Here is a 16404-nt window from a genome sequence, read left to right as displayed (position 1 = left end):
CACCACAAGTAGGAGTGAACGTTATGAATATATTGGTTTGCGATGATGATCAAGCCATTGTCGATGCGATCGGAATTTACTTAGAGAATGAAGGCTATACCGTATGTAAAGCTTCCAATGGAATAGAAGCAATTGAGGTCATCAAGAATCAGGAAATCCATCTTATTATCATGGATCTTATGATGCCGAAGATGGACGGAATGAGAGCGACTATGGAAATTCGGAAAGAGAATAATATTCCTTTAATCATGCTTTCTGCAAAATCAGAGGATCATGACAAAATATTAGGCTTAAATATTGGCGCAGATGATTATATGACGAAGCCTTTTAATCCGTTGGAATTGATAGCAAGGGTTAAATCCCAGTTAAGAAGATATACAACTTTCGGTGGACTTGATATGAGAGCTAATGTATTTCAGACTGGGGGATTGATTATCGATGATGAAAGTAAAACGGTCACTGTTGATGGCGAGGAAGTCCATCTTACTCCGGTTCAATATAAGATCGTAAGGCTTCTGATAGAAAACGCGGGAAGAGTGTTCTCAATCGAAGAGATATATGAGAAGGTATGGAATGAACCCTCCTTTAACCCGGAAAATACCGTTACCGTTCATATTCGCAAAATTAGAGAGAAAATCGAAATTAATCCGAAAGAACCAAAATATTTGAAGGTGGTGTGGGGAGTTGGATATAAAGTGGAAAAAATATAGCCACTCGATTATTACGAAAATGATTGTTTTTATCATTGCAATCTTGTGCTTTACAGGAATGGCTCGAGCGGTTGTGGAAGTGGAGATTGTGAATGATGGGAATTTTAGTAGCGTGACCGAAGAGCATTACATAGAGAGCATGGCCTATGTAAAGGAAAGTGAAAGGTTGATAGGAGACCTCACTAGTCTCTTAGGGGAGTATAAAAGTGAGAAATATATTTTAAGTGGAAAAACCATTGGTCAAGATGAATGGAAGCAAGTAGAAGAAGATTTATATTACACAGAGTTTCAACATTCAAGGTCTTATAATCCTGAGTTAGGTGAAGAGAAAAACTTTGATAAGTTCAAAGAAGAATATGCTGATAAACTCACTAAAGCGAAAGATCAGATGATCAAAGATGATTTGAAAGATTTTCATATGCTCGTGCAAAATCTTGAAGATTATGAGCCAACCTTTTATGCAAGTGATGGTACCAATGTGTTCGCAAATAGTTCGAAAACGAAAAAAGAACAGTTTGAAACGTCACCAGCATACATGATTTTTGAGGGATACAAACAAGAGTTTTATCCAAACGAAACAGAGAAAAATGAACATTTATATCGAATTACAGAACAAATCGATGAAATCGATATGGAAAACACCGTTATTTTTGTAGGGTTTCCAAATCAATTTTTAAATGAAAAAGCGGAAGCGTGGGAAGAAGGAAAAGCCGTTGCTACTACAAGCTTATATCAATTATTAGGATACTTAGCAGGATTCATTCTTTCATTTATTTATTTAGTACTTGTAGTTGGTAGAAAGTCATTTCGTGATCAAGAGTTATCCTTCCGTCCTGTTGAAAGACTATATAATGATATAAATATTGTTATGTGTATTCTTCTTTTTCCACTATGGATAATGTTAGTGGATGATGTGTTTGAAAATATGACGAATATGTTCACCATCATCACAATTCCGATTGCGGCTTTAGAATTATTGTTGATACTGCTACTTATGAAGCATGTAAAAAATAAGACGCTTCTTAAGCACACATTGATCTATACATTAATCTATAAACTAGTGAAATTTATTGGAGATGTCTATAAAAGCGGAAGCATTGCTGTAAAGACCGTATTACTTGTAATTGGCTACCCTCTATTGATCGCTATCACATTTTTCATGTTTCCAATTACGATTGGGCTCGCCGCCTGGTTCGCCTATAAAAAGGTCAAGTCCTTCCAGAACATTCAAAAAGGAATCGAGATTGTTAAGGATGGCAATCTTCACCATCGAATAGAGGTTGAAGGAAATGGCGAATTCGCAAAACTTTCTTCGAATGTCAACAGCATTACAGATGGATTGAAAAAAGCAGTAGATAGTGAGTTGAAAAGTGAGCGGTTAAAAACGGAGCTTATCACCAATGTCTCACATGATATCAGAAATCCGTTAACTTCTATTATCACTTATGTTGATTTATTGAAACATGAAAAGGATCAAACAAAAGCAAGTGAATATATTGAAGTACTTGATCAGAAAGCACAGAGGCTCAAATTGTTAACAGATGATTTATTTGAAGCATCGAAAGCTTCTAGCGGAAATATTCCAGTACAAGTAGATAAAATTGATATCGTGTCATTAATTTCCCAGGGTCTAGGGGAAGTGAATGATAAGATAGAAGCAATGGGCTTGGATATGAAGCTGAATCATCCGGACAATAAAGTCTATGTTACAGCCGATGGAAAATTATTATGGAGGTCCATCGAGAACGTCTTATCGAATATCTTTAAATATGCACTTGAACATTCAAGGGTCTATATAGATATAGAGGATTTAGACAACGAAATACGAATCTCTTTTAAAAACATCTCAGCCTATGAGTTAAATATCTCAGCAGATGAACTAATGGAGCGTTTTAAAAGAGGCGATGAATCTAGAAACAGTCAGGGCAGTGGCTTAGGACTTTCAATTGCGAGAAACCTGATTGAACTTCAAAAAGGCAAATTTAATATTCACGTTGATGGAGATTTATTTAAGGCGATTATCTATTTACCAAAACATCTATCTGAAGACGAGTGATTGGCAAATTTGTAACTAAAAAAAGAGTAGGATTTCATGTGAGTCCTATTCTTTTTTGTGAGATAAACTTTTATTTTAGATTATTGTCTTACTAAATGAAGTTCAACAAACTAAAACCATATACTGATCCCACAGCAAAAATAATGGTCCACATGGCTAAACTAATAGTCATCCATCCTACCACGCGAACCTTAGAACTCCCAAATGTGAGTGCAATTATAGCTGCAATGTCAGTACCAATAAAAATGGGTGCTAATAAGGCTAGCCCTGGGATTCCATACTTCTCCCAAATTTCCCGAGAACGTTTCTCTTTTTTTGTTGGATTCTTTTGGCCATTCTTTTGTTTTCTATTATGCCTCCATTTATCAATTTGCTTAAAAAAGACACCAAGTAAAAGAATTAGAAAAAAATTACCACTGAATGCTACAATACTAACACCTATGGGCGCTAATCCCCAAAGGATTCCAAGCGGTACTATTATAGAAACATCCATCCACGGAGCTGCAGCAAATAAAAATAGAACGATATATTGGATAAATATATGTGCGTCCTGTGCCCATTCAATCAACAGTATCACCCACCTAATTTACGTATTCAGACTAATATTTTTATTATAAAAAAATAAGTTGGTGGGTGACCATCGATTCCTCTTACATAAAACCCTTTTATCTTACATTTTTGTCACATTAGAAAATATACCTAAAGGTGGCTGGTGCTAAAGTGGTCCAGTACAGTTTGCTATCCTGTCACTCATGAGTTCCCCAATAGTAAAATAACCCCATATATCTAAGAAAAAATAACTAAATTAATAAAAATATTCTAAATATTTATTGATTTTAGACTTGACTGAAATTATAATGGTAAAAATGAAGTTTATACTTCGTATATTAAAAAGATATGAAGTGTGGACTTTATTAAAAAGGAGGATGCTTATGGATAGTAAAGAATCAATTATTGTTGAGGACAGAAGATTTAAACAGTGCACGAAAGAGATGTGGTTGGTATTAGGGCTATTTGTTATTAACCTCATTGTAGTGGGGATTCCTGCTATTGCTTTGGGGTTAAATAAACCATCATCCAACATTACCTTTATTTTAGGATTTCCTGCTTGGTTCTTTTGGGGTGGAATTGTTGGTAGCCTCATCATTTGTATCCTACCTCTATTCATGGTGAAGTTCTTTTTTAAGGACATGTCTATTGAAGCTGAAGAAGAAGATGGGGAGGTAGATTACTAATGCAATGGGATGTATTGATTCCGATTATTATTTATTTAGTTATAACCTTTCTTATTGGTGGCGCACTCCATAAGCACATCAAAAACCGAAAGACAAGTTTCCAAGAAGAATACTTCATTGGCGGACGTTCACTTGGACCAATCGTATTAACATTTACCATCTTAGCATCTGCGGCCAGTGCCGGAACGTTTATTGGGTCACCGGGGGTAGCTTATAATCAAGGGTTTAGCTGGGTATTAATTCTGTTAACTCAAGTAGGTATGGGAATTTATATTCTTGGTATCTTAGGGAAAAAATTCGCTATTGTAGCGAGAAAAATTGGTGCTGTTACGTTAACAGACTTTTTTAAGGAAAGATATCAAAGTACGGCAGTTGTACTTGGAAGTTCCATAGGTATCATCATCTTTATTAGCGCTTACATGGTTGCTCAATTTGTTGGTGGAGCTAGAATACTAGAAGCCATTACGGGACTTCCATATGAGGCAGGGCTTATCTTCTTTGGAGTAGCCGTTGTTGCTTATACAGCCTACGGTGGCTTCAGAGCTGTGGCGTTAACCGATGCTATACAAGGTATAATTATGATTCTAGGTGGAGTTATACTTTGGATTGTCTTTATGGTTAAAACAGATGGTTTTTCTGTTTTAATTGGAGAGTTAGTTGCGAAACACCCAGAAATGGTAGAGTTACCTGGACCAGCGAATGCAACGCCGTTAAATTTATTCTCCTATTTTATTCTTTTCGGAATTGCAGCAATCGGTTTACCACATGCTTCTGTTCGAGGAATGACGTTCAAAAATACCGATGCTATGCATAAATCACTTATCTATAGTGGTATCATCATGTTCTTATTCTCCATCGGATTTGCTACACTTGGACCATTTGTAAAAGTTTTATATCCAGATCTTGCCGTGGCGGATTTAGCTTTGCCGACCATGATATTAGATCTTATGCCTGGCTGGCTTGCAGGTTTAGTTCTTGCAGCTCCACTAGCGGCAATTATGTCTACGGTTGATTCGATGTTACTAGTTACAAGTGCATCCGTGGTTAAAGATATCTACTTGAACTACATAAATCCAAAAGCTAGTGATACTAAGATTGCGAAGCTTTCCTATATGACGACACTTCTAATTGGGGTGGGGGTTGTTCTATTCGCTCTAACACCTCCTGACTATCTACAGTTTATCGTTATATATGCAATCGGTGGTCTAGAAGCAACATTTTTTGCACCAATCGTATTCGGGCTATATTGGAAGAGAGCAAGTAAATGGGGAGCAATTGTTTCTATGTACACTGGTTTAGTTAGCTATATCGTTATCGGTCAATTCTTCCCTAACCCATTTGGAATGCAAACGATTGTTACAGCAACAGCTTTATCTATCTTTGCTATGGTAGTGGTGAGTTACTTATCACCTGCACCAACTTCACAAGTCATTAGAAAGTTTTGGGGTACAGACAAGATTGCAGGGTAAGCCCTTTATAATATTTCTTAATAGAAAGAGAATGAATGATGATGGAAGCCATAAATACTTTAATACGTACACATTATAAGACATTATCAAATGGCCAGAAACTTGTAGCAGAGTATATCATTAATAACCCACGTCATGTCGCTTTGTCTACTGCCAAAGAAGTGGGCGAACTTACAAATACTAGCGAAACTACTGTAATACGATTTTGCTATAAGGTCGGTTATAAAGGGTATAGTCAGCTTCAAAAAGAGGTTCAAAAATCTCTTCTAGAGGATGAAGTTAAGGATCCAATTGTAAAATATCGAGAGGATACAGATGCTTTAAGCAGAGAGGGAAATCTCTTAGCCATTGTTATGGAACAAGATATAAAACATATTGAGGAAACTCTGGGGAGTATAAATAAAGACAAATATCAGAATGCGGTGAATACTCTAGTAAAAGCCAAAAAAAGATTTGTTATTGGTTTAAGAAGCTCCCATGCGCCGGCCAGTTGGCTGTCCTTTAGCTTAAATATTGTAAGAGGAGAGACGTATCTCTATAGAGGTAATATGGATGATTCAAATTATCTTCTATCGGAATTAAATGAGGAAAGTATAGTAGTCGCTATCACTTTTCCTCGTTATGTTCAAGAAACTATTTCTTTTGTTCGTGCTGCAAAGAAAAGAGGAGCAACAATTCTTGTAATAACAGACCATGAATTAGCACCTATAAGTGAATATGCTGATTTGTTGTTTACGGTGAAAGCTCCTAAACCAATTGGATTATCTGGGATGCCAACTATATTTTCATTGTTAAACGTATTAGTTACGGGCGTGGCATCTTCTGGTGAAAAGGAAGTTCAGGAACATTTTTTAAAGTATGAAAATGCTCGTCAAGACTTCTCTCAAGATGTATGACATTACTATTAAAATGTATTGGGGGAGATTCTATGAAAATTGAAAAAGTTGATTTAAAAAGGCTAAATATGCCTCTAAAAGCTCCGTTCGAAACAAGCTTTGGACGTCTTACTTTTAAAGACTTTGTGGTTGTTAGTGTTCATGGTGATGGGTTTACTGGTTATGGAGAAAGTGTTTCACTGCCATTTCCAGTTTATAACGAGGAAACGACTGGTACGGTGTTATATATGCTTGAGGAATTCTTGATTCCACAATTGTTAGACAATGAGATCAATACGCCAGAGGATGTATCTACTTTATTTCATACTATTCGTCGTAACAACATGGCAAAAGCAGCAATTGAGGGAGCAGTTTGGGATCTTTTTGCAAAGCAAAAGGGCATCACACTTGCCGAAGCCTTAGGTGGCAATAAGCAAGAAATTGATGTAGGTGTCAGTATTGGAATTGAGCCCTCTATTAAAGAAGTATTAAGCAAGGTTGAAAGATTTATATCAGATGGATATAAGAAAATTAAAATTAAAATTAAACCCGGATTTGATGTTGAGGTCATCAAATCTATTCGGGAAATATTTGGGGACGATGTTCCATTAATGGCAGATGCAAACTCTGCTTATACATTAGATGATATTGAAATTTTTAAAGCCTTAGACGAGTTTAATTTGATGATGATTGAGCAGCCACTAGCTCATGATGATATCATTGATCATTCTTTGTTACAAAGGGAAATTAGTACTCCAATATGTCTTGATGAAAGCATTCACTCAGTTGAAGATGCAAGAAAAGCAATTGAACTAGGAAGCTGTAAAATAATTAATATTAAGACAGGTAGAGTCGGAGGATTAACTGAAGCAAAGAAAGTGCATGACTTATGCGCAGATAAGGGGATACCTGTATGGTGTGGTGGAATGTTAGAAGCAGGTATTGGCCGTGCTCACAATATTGCTTTAACCTCTCTTTCTAACTTCACAATTCCTGGTGACACATCTGCATCAGACCGATATTGGGAGGTAGATATCGTAGAACCGGAAGTAAAATTGTCTGCTCCTGGAAAGCTAGTTGTACCATCCACGCCTGGTATTGGTTACAACATTAATGAGGAAATGTTAGAAAGATTTGTTATTGAAAGCAAAAGCTATTATTCAAAGCTCACACATAAATAATCATTCATATGCTCATGAAAATTGTATATCTAAAAAATCTAAGGAGGAATTTACATGTTTGATATTATAATCCGTAACGGTCAAATTTTTGATGGAACTGAAAACCCTTGGACAAAAATGGATCTTGGAATTGTAGAAGGAAAGATTACTAGAATTGGTGATTTGAGTCAAGAAAAGGCAGAAACTGAAATTGACGCTAAAGGACTAGCGGTTTCCCCTGGTTTTATTGATACACATGTACATTCTGATTTGCTTTGTACAAAACCAGAGATTCATAAAATTAAAGTTTTACAAGGTGTGACAACGGAACTGTTTGGTCAAGATGGAATTTCGGTAGCACCAGTATCAGAGGAGACCAAACCTTTATGGCAGAAGCAATTAAAGGGACTAAACGGGGATATTGGTGATTGGCCATGGAATACAATTGAAGAATACCTTGAGTTTTTAGATAACTCAACCATTGCAGGTAATGCTACATATTTAGTTCCGCATGGTGCAGTAAGAACGCTTGTAATGGGATTTGACGGAAGAGAATCTACAAAAGAAGAAATGGAGAAAATGAGATTACTAGTCGAAGAGGGGATGCGCCAAGGGGCTGTGGGTCTTTCTTCTGGCTTAGTATACCCTCCTAACGTATTCTCCAATAAAGAGGAACTTATAGAACTTTGCAAAGGTGCTGCCAAATATGATGGTTGCTTTGTCGTTCATATTCGTAACGAGAGCAATCAATCCTTAGAAGCTCTGGACGAAGTGATTGATGTAGCAAGGCAGTCTGGAGTTCGTCTACATGTATCCCATTTTAAGGTTGCGGGGAAAATTAATCGTGATAAATTTGTCAAAGCCTTAGAGAAAATGGATGAGGGACGTAAAGAGGGAATTGAAATTACGTTTGACCAATATCCGTATACAGCTGGTTCGACCGTATTCCATGCGGTACTTCCTCCATGGATGCACTCTGGGGGTACAGCTGAAATGCTTGAAAGATTAATAGACCCTAGTGTTCGAGAAAAAGTCAAAAAGGATCTAGCTACTAGAGATGATTTTGAGAATTGGTCATTAACGTGTGGTTGGGAAAACATAACAATAACCTCTGTAACGACCGATAATAACCGTCATTTAGAAGGAAAGAATATGGTTGAGATTGCGGAAATTCGAGGAGTTCACCCTACCGATGCTGCGATGGACATTTTAATAGAAGAAAATGCAGGGGTTACCATGGTTATTCACTGGGGTGACGAAGAGGATGTTATTTTCGGTATGCAGCATCCCCTACAAATTGTAGGATCAGACGGTATCTTTGGAGGAAAGCCACATCCAAGATTATATGGTACATATCCAAGAGTTCTTGGAAAATTCGTACGTGAAAAGGGAGCACTTTCATTAGAGCAAGCGATTCGTAAAATGACAGGAGCTCCAGCTCAATTATTAAGATTGAGAGATCGAGGCTTATTACGAGAAGGATATGCAGCTGATGTCGTTGTATTTGATCCCAAAACGGTCATTGATAAAGCAACGTATTCAAGCCCTCTAGAGGAACCAGAAGGCATTTTGCACGTTATCGTAAATGGAAAACTAACTGTAAGTAATGGTCAATATATTGGAACAACTGCTGGTCAAGTTATTCGTCGGGAGCAAACCAATGAGAGCAAAGTTCAAGTGTGAAGTAACGGAAGATATTAGGGAATTACAAGAAACCATTCATCTGCAAAAAATGGTTTGGGGTGACGATACAGTCACCTCTTTGCCACAGATGGTTGCTGCCATTCACAATGGGGGAGTTGTAGTGGTAGCCAAAAGTATCGATAACCAGAATATAGTTGGCTTCTGTTATGGTTTTGCAGGCTATGACAACAATACGAAACAAACACATCTTTGCTCGCATATGATGGCGATTGATCGAAAACATCGGAATCATGGAATTGGGAAAGAATTAAAGCTTGTTCAACGTCAATGGGCGATTGAGAATGGCTATAAGAAAATGACCTGGACCTTTGATCCCCTTGAAATTCGTAATGGTTATTTAAATCTTTGTAAGCTTGGTGGATATGTAAGTACCTATATTCCTGACTATTATGGAAATCTTGAAGATAAATTGAATAGAGGATTACCATCAGACCGTTTCCTTATTGAGTGGGAACTAGCTTCTGAACGTGCAGAGGTTGCAGCAAATGGAGATTCTATTTTTGATGACGGTTGGGAGAACTATTCTTCACTACTACAATGGAGGTTAAAGGATAATCATCCAATCCCAGAAAATGTGCAGCCTCTTAGTTACCACAAAGGATTCTTAGTAGCAATTCCAAAAGAAATACAAACAATTAAGAATGAGAACTTTGAGATTGTAAAAAAGTGGAGAGTAAAAACTCGAAATTTATTTACAATTGCTTTTTTAAATGGATATAAGGTAGTCGGAGTTTTACGAAGTGAGGACCCAGTACACTATTATGTCCTTGAAAAATGATATTTTAGAAGTATTAGAAAGACTTTTAATCAAATTCATAGCTAGTGAGAGTAGGAGAAGGATTTCATTTATGTCTACAATCAAGGATTGGATAGTTGAAAACAAGGAACTAATCGTAAAAACATACAACGATTTACATCAGCTTGCAGAAATAAGTTGGAAGGAATTTAAGACTAAAGAATATTTAATAAATCAACTTGAACAAATGGGATTTTCTTATCAAACGTTTCCCAAACACACAGCCATTGTAGTGGAATGGGGTAATGATGAAGATGAAGGACCAACTGTTGCTTTACGAGCCGACATGGATGCATTATGGCAGAATGTGAACGGTGAATGGAAAGCTAATCACTCATGTGGTCACGATGCCCATATGACCATGGTGTTAAATGCTTTGCGATGCTTAAAGGAAATAGGTTTTTCTCCCAAAGGGAAACTAAAGGTCATTTTTCAACCTGCAGAAGAGTCTGGTAAAGGAGCAGTTGCCTTAGTAGAGGATGGTGCAGTAGACGATGTCACCTATTTGCTAGGCATCCATGTCCGTCCAAAGATTGAAATGTCCTATGGACAGGTTTCAGCTGCGATTTATCATGGAGCGACAACTCTATTAAGAGGTATTGTTAAAGGGGTTCAAGCTCATGGTTCAAGGCCGAATATGGGCATAAATGTAGTGGACTCTATTGCAGCGATTGTGAATGCAGTAAACGCTGTTAAAGTAGACCCAACGATAGCAAGTTCTGTTAAGGTTACACAAATTAACGCGGGAGGGGATAATGTAAATATTATTCCTGACGAAGCTACTTTTGGAATCGATGTAAGAGCACAGACAAATGAAGCAATGAAAGAATTGGTACCAATAGTTATAAAAGCTGTAACATCGGCTGGGTCTGCAAACGGTTCAGAGGTAGACGTTCAAATTGCTGCGAGCATGGTCGCGGCTAATCCTAATTCCTATATGGAGCAGGTTGTAAAAGAGGCAGTTGTCGAACAACTAGGGGAATCTGCTTTTGTTTCTCCTCCTATTACTCCTGGTGGAGAGGACTTTCATTTTTACACAAAAGAGAAAAATGAGCTGCAAGCTACGTTGGTTGGACTGGGGACAGACTTAGAACCAGGATTACATCATCCGAATATGACATTTAATCTAAACGCTTTAGAAAACGGTATTGCCGTATTAGCGGGAGCGGCGGTGAAACTCTTTAAGTAACGTACGAAAGAAAATTGTCTATATGGGGGTGTAAACTTGTATAAATGGAATGAAATGACGAGAGATGATTTTAAAGAAATAGCGGAAGAAGCGATTGTCATTCTGCCTATTGGAGCGGTTGAACAGCATGGACCTCATCTTCCAGTCATGACGGACGAAGCGATAGTAAATGAGATTGCAAGAAAAAGTGGAGAAAAAACAGCAATTCAAATACCAGTTGTACTTGGACCAACGATTCCTTTTGGTTTTTCCCATCATCATCTTATATACCCTGGTACTCTCTCTTTAAGTTCTAATACGTTGTTACTTCTATTAAAAGAACTTCTTGAAAGCGTAGTGAAAAGTGGTTTTAAGAAGATATTTATCATTAACAGTCATGGTGGTAATGATGAAATTATTCAACTAGCCGCCCGAAATGCTGCAATGGATTATAATGTAACGGTGGGGGCATCATCTTACTGGTCAATCGCCTCGGATACTATTAAAAACTATTGTGAGAAACATCAATTATCACCTGCACCAGGTCATGCTGGACAATTTGAAACATCGCTAATGTTAGTTATTTATCCCGAAATGGTTAAATTAGCGAACCTAGTAAACGCAAATCCAAGGCGTAACCCTTTGGAAATCGATTTACTCTCTTCTAATGTGAGGATCGAAAAACCTTCTATTTGGAAGGACATCGATGGTTTTACCGATGATCCTAATTCTGCATTTGCGGAGCGAGGTAAAGAACTAATCGAAATTATTACAGATGAAGTGGCTAGATGTCTTATTGAGTTTGGTAAGTAGTAGAAACCGCATTTCAATATGATGCCTTCTATTTTGAGTTAGGCCTGATTCCCATGGAGTAAGATTACACCTCAGGGGCAGGCCTATTTATATATGATTTACTAAAAATAGATAAGTAAAGTATAAGTATTCTGTTACTCTATACATATATAGATACCATTATCAAAGGGGTGCTGGGATGGATACGATTTTAGGCAAAGCAAAGGATGAATGGATACAGAACTATCCATTACTAGAAGAACTCATGTTAACTGAGGAGGTTTTTTGGAACAATCCGAAGTACATAGATTTTGAAAGAGCGATTCAACATGTTTCTTTAGGAATCGAGGATGTCCGTGATGCGAAAGAAAGGCTAATGAGGTTTTCACCTTATCTTGCAAGTGCTTTTCCAGAAACAAGGGAAATGAGTGGAATAATCGAATCGCCTTTAAAAGAAATCCCTGAGATGCAGCGCTCCCTTGAGAGTTTATTTATTGAAAAGATAGAGGGGAAATTGCTCCTAAAATGTGATAGTCATTTGCCGATTTCTGGGTCGATTAAAGCAAGAGGCGGTATTTATGAAGTTTTAAAGCATGCTGAAGATTTAGCCATTCAAAATAAGCTATTATCAACGGAAGATGATTATAGCAAACTCGACAGTGATGCATTCAGACATTTTTTCTCCAAATATTCAATCGTTGTGGGTTCTACCGGAAATTTAGGGTTAAGTATTGGAATTATGAGTGCAAAGCTAGGATTTAACGTAACGGTTCATATGTCAGTCGATGCAAAGCAATGGAAAAAAGACCTGCTCCGGAGTAAGGGAGTAACAGTAGTCGAACATGAATTAGACTATAGTGTTGCAGTTGAACAGGGTAGAAAACAATCTCAGGAAGATCCTAATAGCTATTTTATTGATGATGAAAATTCGACAGACTTATTCTTAGGGTATGCCGTCGCAGCATCAAGATTGCAAAAACAACTTGAAGAGATGAATATCACCATCGATGAAAAACATCCATTGTTTGTGTACCTTCCTTGTGGAGTTGGTGGCGGGCCAGGAGGTGTGGCATTTGGTCTAAAGCTACTCTTCAAAAATCATGTCCACTGTTTCTTTGCCGAACAGACGCATTCCCCTTGTATGTTACTTGGCTTATTAACCGAGCAGCATGATAAGATTTCAGTACAAGATTTTGGGATTGATAACAAAACGGCAGCGGATGGTTTAGCTGTTGGTAGGCCATCGGGCTTTGTTGGCAAAACATTGGAGCAGCTAATTAGTGGGGTCTATACAGTGGAAGACGACCAGTTATTTGCTTATCTCAGTATGTTGGCTCAAACAGAAAATATCTACTTAGAACCGTCTGCACTTGCAGGAATTGCTGGCCCAGCTCGATTATTTGCTGAACCACAAGGCAGACTTTATATCAATCAAAATAACTTAACAGAAAAAATGAAGAATGCCGTTCATATATCATGGGGAACAGGAGGCAACATGGTTCCTAAAGAAATCATGGATTCCTATGTAGAAAAAGGGGGAAAGATACTAAAATAGAACACACATATCTATATAGATACGAGAATTTTTTCATCTTCTTTAATAAATGGCGTACAGAGAGTTCGGCCCAACGAGTGTTTTATTTGAAATTAATTCTATTGTATAATAAATTTTAATAAATCTATTATATAATGAGGTGGTTATGAATGACTGCTGATGAAATAATGAAAGCAATTCAAGAAATGGATAATGGTGAACGGATAAAATTACTTAATATGTTATTTGATAATTTTTTTGACAGCAGACCCCCAAAAGATCAAATTATAAAAGAGAAAGAGGAAATTTTTTGGGGTAAAGAAGATGAGTAAGGCAGGCAAACGTGGAGAGGTTTGGATAATTGAATTAAATGGAAAAAGAAGACCGGTAGTGATTGTAAGTAATGATAATGTAATTGTAGAATTAGACCAGTTAATTGCTACAATTACAAGCCAAATGGCAAGAAATGAGTTTGATGTTGTGATTGAATACTGGGAAGAAGCGGGCTTGGCTAAACCTTCCATTGTCAGATGTTCTAAACTAAACACAGTACATTTTAAAGAATTACTATTTAAAATTGGAAAATTACATGAACATGATTTAGACAGAGTATTGACGGCGATACGAAAATACTTTTAAATTTTTATACTGTATAGATGATGTTAAAAGGACCAGCCCCGAGTATGCAAAAGCTTTACCGCACTCGTGGGCTGGTTCTTTTTCCAAAAGAGAAACTGGACATTAATGAACTTTTAATACTCGCACGATTAAACCTTAAAAAAATGAAATATTTCTTTCAAACCATTTTAACAGTCCCTTAATATCCACTTATTACAATGAGGTAGATAAGTGAATATTAAGGGGCTTTTATTGTGAAATAAAAATACCCTAAAACGACAAGGAGGCTAAGGAAATGCCTAAATTAGTAATCCTAAATACGAATTTTAGTAATGAATATATACAGGTTGCTGAAGCAATCAATGAACAAATTCAACTCGAAAGCCACCCCAATGCTGTCATAAGAGACGTCTATCAAGAGACAAAAAGCCACATTCATGAATATAAGAAAAAATTATATGTAAAATGCTACACAACAGGAGGCAGGCAGTACTATAAATATTTTCACTATCAGCAACAATGAAAAAAGGGAGGAGACTGTTTTGGATACTGCGACACATATTATGACTGGAGTGGGATTAGCGGGTTTATCCTTTCTTGATCCAACCGTTGCTCATCATCCAGAAATACTCTCATCTATTGTTTTTTGTACGATTGTAGGCTCAAATGCTCCTGACATAGATGTCATTCATAAATTTAAAGGGAATGACATCTATGTTCAAAAGCATCGGGGCTTTAGTCATTCGATCCCAGCCCAAGGTTTTCTGGTCCTTTGTATTGCAGGTGTTGCTACGATTGCTAATGGGGGATTCTACTTTTCCACCTTCTTGTTTTGGTCCTTTTTAGCCGTCCTTCTACATGTGTTATCCGATATCTGCAATATTTATGGAACACAAGCCTTAAGACCGTGGAATAACAAATGGATTGCGTTAAATATTCTGCCTATCTTTGATCCTTTTATTATGCTCCTTCATATACTTGGTACGGTTTTATGGATCATTGGATTACCACCTGGAATTATTTTTTTAAATGTTTATATTCTTGTGTTGGTCTATATTTTGCTCCGTTACGTCATACAACAAAAGTTGAAAAAACTACTGCTATCCCATAGTAGTTCCGGCGTTTCCTATACGCTAATCCCAATGTTTCGCATCAATCACTGGGGGATTATTGCCAGTTTTAATGATCACTATAAGCTTGGAAAATATGAAAATAAACGTATTACTTGGTCAAAAGATATAGTGAAGGCAGATGAAAAAAACAAAATTATCTCTGCAACACATAAAGATACCTTTGTTCATTTTTTAAGAAAACATTCCGAGTACGTACATGCCAACATTATCGAAAAAATGGATGGGTATGAGGTACATTGGTATGATCTTCGCTATCAGTCTAGATTGGATGAACCTTATGTGGTTATTATCAAATTAGATAGAAAGCTTAATTTTGTTAAAAGTGAAGTAAAACGAGGATTTATTACAGTTATAGAAAAAGCATGATATAGTCCCTCTATATATGTTAGTGGTAGAGGTAGTCAAATACTTAAAGGGCATTACTGGAACAGCGGTAATGCTATTCTTTTTTACATAAATTAGGAGTAAGGACCCACATATTTCCTTTTTATATGAATATAGTAAAAAAGTTATATTTTATATAGTAATTTTGTCTAATTTCTATAGACAAGTACTAAAAGTATAGCTAATATAAATCTTGGAATATAAAGAAGATTAAGATTATTTGAGTGAAAACACCTAGTATACGCGCACCTTTAATGATCTTGCTCTGGAAAAGGGTGAGGTATACATGTTAGAAATAACTATTCTTTTATCTTCATGGATAATAGGAATCTTATTATTTTATTTTTTAGTGCCAGTTTCAAAATTTCGCTTAGCAATTATGGGCTTCCTTATTATGCAGTTTATCACATGGCCATTAGGGTTTCTTGTATCCGAGTTTAATTTGATCAGTTATCCAGTTCGACTTTTTGATGATGCGGCTCGAACTAGTTTTACATTTGAATACTTTGCGTTCCCAATCGTTAGTGCTATGTATAATTTATATTATCCACGAAAATCAAAGTTAGTAGGATTTTTATTTACAAGTGTATTAGTATCTTTATTAACAGGTATCGAAGTGATGCTTGAAAGATACACAGATAACATTGAATATATAAATTGGAGATGGTACTGGAGTTGGATTTCAATGTTTATTACTTTATATATATCGTTGGGGATATGGAAATGGTTTATCGGAAAAGGGCCAGACAATTAGGTTTAAATAGCATAAG

Annotated in this window: 17 protein-coding genes; 16 read left to right on the top strand and 1 reads right to left on the bottom strand. The window is 36.7% G+C overall.

Annotated elements, in window-relative coordinates:
- The first annotated feature begins 23 nt into the window (after positions 1-23).
- Both CKK03_RS20050 and CKK03_RS20045 read left to right on the top strand, forming a co-directional pair.
- The gene (locus CKK03_RS20050) at positions 24-710 is read left to right on the top strand and encodes a response regulator transcription factor (protein ID WP_099364279.1); all 687 of its coding nucleotides are present in this window, start codon (positions 24-26) and stop codon (positions 708-710) included.
- A complete protein-coding gene (locus CKK03_RS20045; protein ID WP_099364278.1) occupies positions 685-2766 on the top strand; it encodes a HAMP domain-containing sensor histidine kinase in 2082 nt (693 codons plus the stop codon). Before CKK03_RS20050 ends, CKK03_RS20045 begins: the two co-directional genes overlap by 26 nt.
- Positions 2767-2857: 91 nt before the next feature.
- Here the strand turns inward: CKK03_RS20045 and CKK03_RS20040 are convergent, their stop codons facing one another.
- A complete protein-coding gene (locus CKK03_RS20040) occupies positions 2858-3334 on the bottom strand; it encodes a small multi-drug export protein (RefSeq protein ID WP_099364277.1) in 477 nt (158 codons plus the stop codon).
- A 364-nt stretch (positions 3335-3698) separates the two neighbouring features.
- Between CKK03_RS20040 and CKK03_RS20035 the strand changes: the two genes are divergently transcribed.
- From CKK03_RS20035 to CKK03_RS19975, 14 genes are all read left to right on the top strand, one after another.
- A complete protein-coding gene (locus tag CKK03_RS20035) occupies positions 3699-4001 on the top strand; it encodes a DUF997 family protein (protein WP_099364276.1) in 303 nt (100 codons plus the stop codon).
- A complete protein-coding gene (panF, locus tag CKK03_RS20030) occupies positions 4001-5470 on the top strand; it encodes a sodium/pantothenate symporter (RefSeq protein WP_099364275.1) in 1470 nt (489 codons plus the stop codon). The genes CKK03_RS20035 and panF overlap by 1 nt, the downstream gene beginning before the upstream one ends.
- A 38-nt stretch (positions 5471-5508) precedes the next feature.
- A complete protein-coding gene (locus CKK03_RS20025; RefSeq protein WP_245864222.1) occupies positions 5509-6366 on the top strand; it encodes a MurR/RpiR family transcriptional regulator in 858 nt (285 codons plus the stop codon).
- Between the two features lie 32 nt (positions 6367-6398).
- Complete coding sequence (gene menC, locus CKK03_RS20020) at positions 6399-7526, top strand: o-succinylbenzoate synthase (protein WP_099364274.1); 1128 nt, start codon at positions 6399-6401, stop codon at positions 7524-7526.
- Between the two features lie 54 nt (positions 7527-7580).
- Positions 7581-9188 (top strand): N-acyl-D-amino-acid deacylase family protein, encoded by a 1608-nt coding sequence (locus CKK03_RS20015; protein ID WP_099364273.1) that lies wholly within the window; start codon positions 7581-7583, stop codon positions 9186-9188.
- A complete protein-coding gene (locus CKK03_RS20010) occupies positions 9166-9987 on the top strand; it encodes a GNAT family N-acetyltransferase (RefSeq protein WP_180271326.1) in 822 nt (273 codons plus the stop codon). The genes CKK03_RS20015 and CKK03_RS20010 overlap by 23 nt, the downstream gene beginning before the upstream one ends.
- 70 nt (positions 9988-10057) lie before the next feature.
- On the top strand, positions 10058-11194 hold the full coding sequence (locus CKK03_RS20005; RefSeq protein ID WP_099364271.1) for a M20 peptidase aminoacylase family protein: 1137 nt from the start codon (positions 10058-10060) through the stop codon (positions 11192-11194).
- 36 nt (positions 11195-11230) lie between these two features.
- Positions 11231-11986 (top strand): creatininase family protein, encoded by a 756-nt coding sequence (locus CKK03_RS20000; protein WP_099364270.1) that lies wholly within the window; start codon positions 11231-11233, stop codon positions 11984-11986.
- A gap of 178 nt (positions 11987-12164) precedes the next feature.
- Complete coding sequence (gene dsdA, locus CKK03_RS19995; protein ID WP_099364269.1) at positions 12165-13520, top strand: D-serine ammonia-lyase; 1356 nt, start codon at positions 12165-12167, stop codon at positions 13518-13520.
- A 149-nt stretch (positions 13521-13669) separates the two neighbouring features.
- Positions 13670-13831, top strand: coding sequence for a hypothetical protein (locus tag CKK03_RS23845; RefSeq protein ID WP_180271325.1), 162 nt, complete (start codon positions 13670-13672; stop codon positions 13829-13831).
- A complete protein-coding gene (locus CKK03_RS19990) occupies positions 13824-14138 on the top strand; it encodes a type II toxin-antitoxin system PemK/MazF family toxin (protein ID WP_099355035.1) in 315 nt (104 codons plus the stop codon). The genes CKK03_RS23845 and CKK03_RS19990 overlap by 8 nt, the downstream gene beginning before the upstream one ends.
- A gap of 274 nt (positions 14139-14412) precedes the next feature.
- Positions 14413-14640, top strand: a complete 228-nt coding sequence (locus CKK03_RS19985) for a hypothetical protein (protein WP_099364268.1) — start codon at positions 14413-14415, stop codon at positions 14638-14640.
- 19 nt (positions 14641-14659) lie between these two features.
- Entirely contained in the window at positions 14660-15616 is a 957-nt protein-coding gene (locus CKK03_RS19980) for a metal-dependent hydrolase (protein WP_099364267.1), read from the top strand.
- Between the two features lie 304 nt (positions 15617-15920).
- A complete protein-coding gene (locus CKK03_RS19975) occupies positions 15921-16388 on the top strand; it encodes a CBO0543 family protein (protein ID WP_099364266.1) in 468 nt (155 codons plus the stop codon).
- Positions 16389-16404: the final 16 nt, after the last annotated feature.

Origin of the sequence: Fredinandcohnia onubensis (assembly GCF_002734215.1) — a bacterium.
Taxonomy (GTDB): Bacteria; Bacillota; Bacilli; order Bacillales; family Bacillaceae_L; genus Ferdinandcohnia; species Ferdinandcohnia onubensis.
Note: the sequence above shows the minus strand (reverse complement) of the source record. Positions and strands in the feature narration are given on the sequence as shown.

What these genes read in the sequence shown, in the direction of transcription:
- CKK03_RS20050 (WP_099364279.1), top strand. Translation starts at nt 24, where the DNA reads ATGAATATATTGGTTTGCGATGATGATCAAGCCATTGTCGATGCGATC.
- CKK03_RS20035 (WP_099364276.1), top strand. Translation starts at nt 3,699, where the DNA reads ATGGATAGTAAAGAATCAATTATTGTTGAGGACAGAAGATTTAAACAG.
- panF (WP_099364275.1), top strand. Translation starts at nt 4,001, where the DNA reads ATGCAATGGGATGTATTGATTCCGATTATTATTTATTTAGTTATAACC.
- CKK03_RS20025 (WP_245864222.1), top strand. Translation starts at nt 5,509, where the DNA reads ATGATGGAAGCCATAAATACTTTAATACGTACACATTATAAGACATTA.
- menC (WP_099364274.1), top strand. Translation starts at nt 6,399, where the DNA reads ATGAAAATTGAAAAAGTTGATTTAAAAAGGCTAAATATGCCTCTAAAA.
- CKK03_RS20015 (WP_099364273.1), top strand. Translation starts at nt 7,581, where the DNA reads ATGTTTGATATTATAATCCGTAACGGTCAAATTTTTGATGGAACTGAA.
- CKK03_RS20010 (WP_180271326.1), top strand. Translation starts at nt 9,166, where the DNA reads ATGAGAGCAAAGTTCAAGTGTGAAGTAACGGAAGATATTAGGGAATTA.
- CKK03_RS20005 (WP_099364271.1), top strand. Translation starts at nt 10,058, where the DNA reads ATGTCTACAATCAAGGATTGGATAGTTGAAAACAAGGAACTAATCGTA.
- dsdA (WP_099364269.1), top strand. Translation starts at nt 12,165, where the DNA reads ATGGATACGATTTTAGGCAAAGCAAAGGATGAATGGATACAGAACTAT.
- CKK03_RS23845 (WP_180271325.1), top strand. Translation starts at nt 13,670, where the DNA reads ATGACTGCTGATGAAATAATGAAAGCAATTCAAGAAATGGATAATGGT.
- CKK03_RS19990 (WP_099355035.1), top strand. Translation starts at nt 13,824, where the DNA reads ATGAGTAAGGCAGGCAAACGTGGAGAGGTTTGGATAATTGAATTAAAT.
- CKK03_RS19985 (WP_099364268.1), top strand. Translation starts at nt 14,413, where the DNA reads ATGCCTAAATTAGTAATCCTAAATACGAATTTTAGTAATGAATATATA.
- CKK03_RS19975 (WP_099364266.1), top strand. Translation starts at nt 15,921, where the DNA reads ATGTTAGAAATAACTATTCTTTTATCTTCATGGATAATAGGAATCTTA.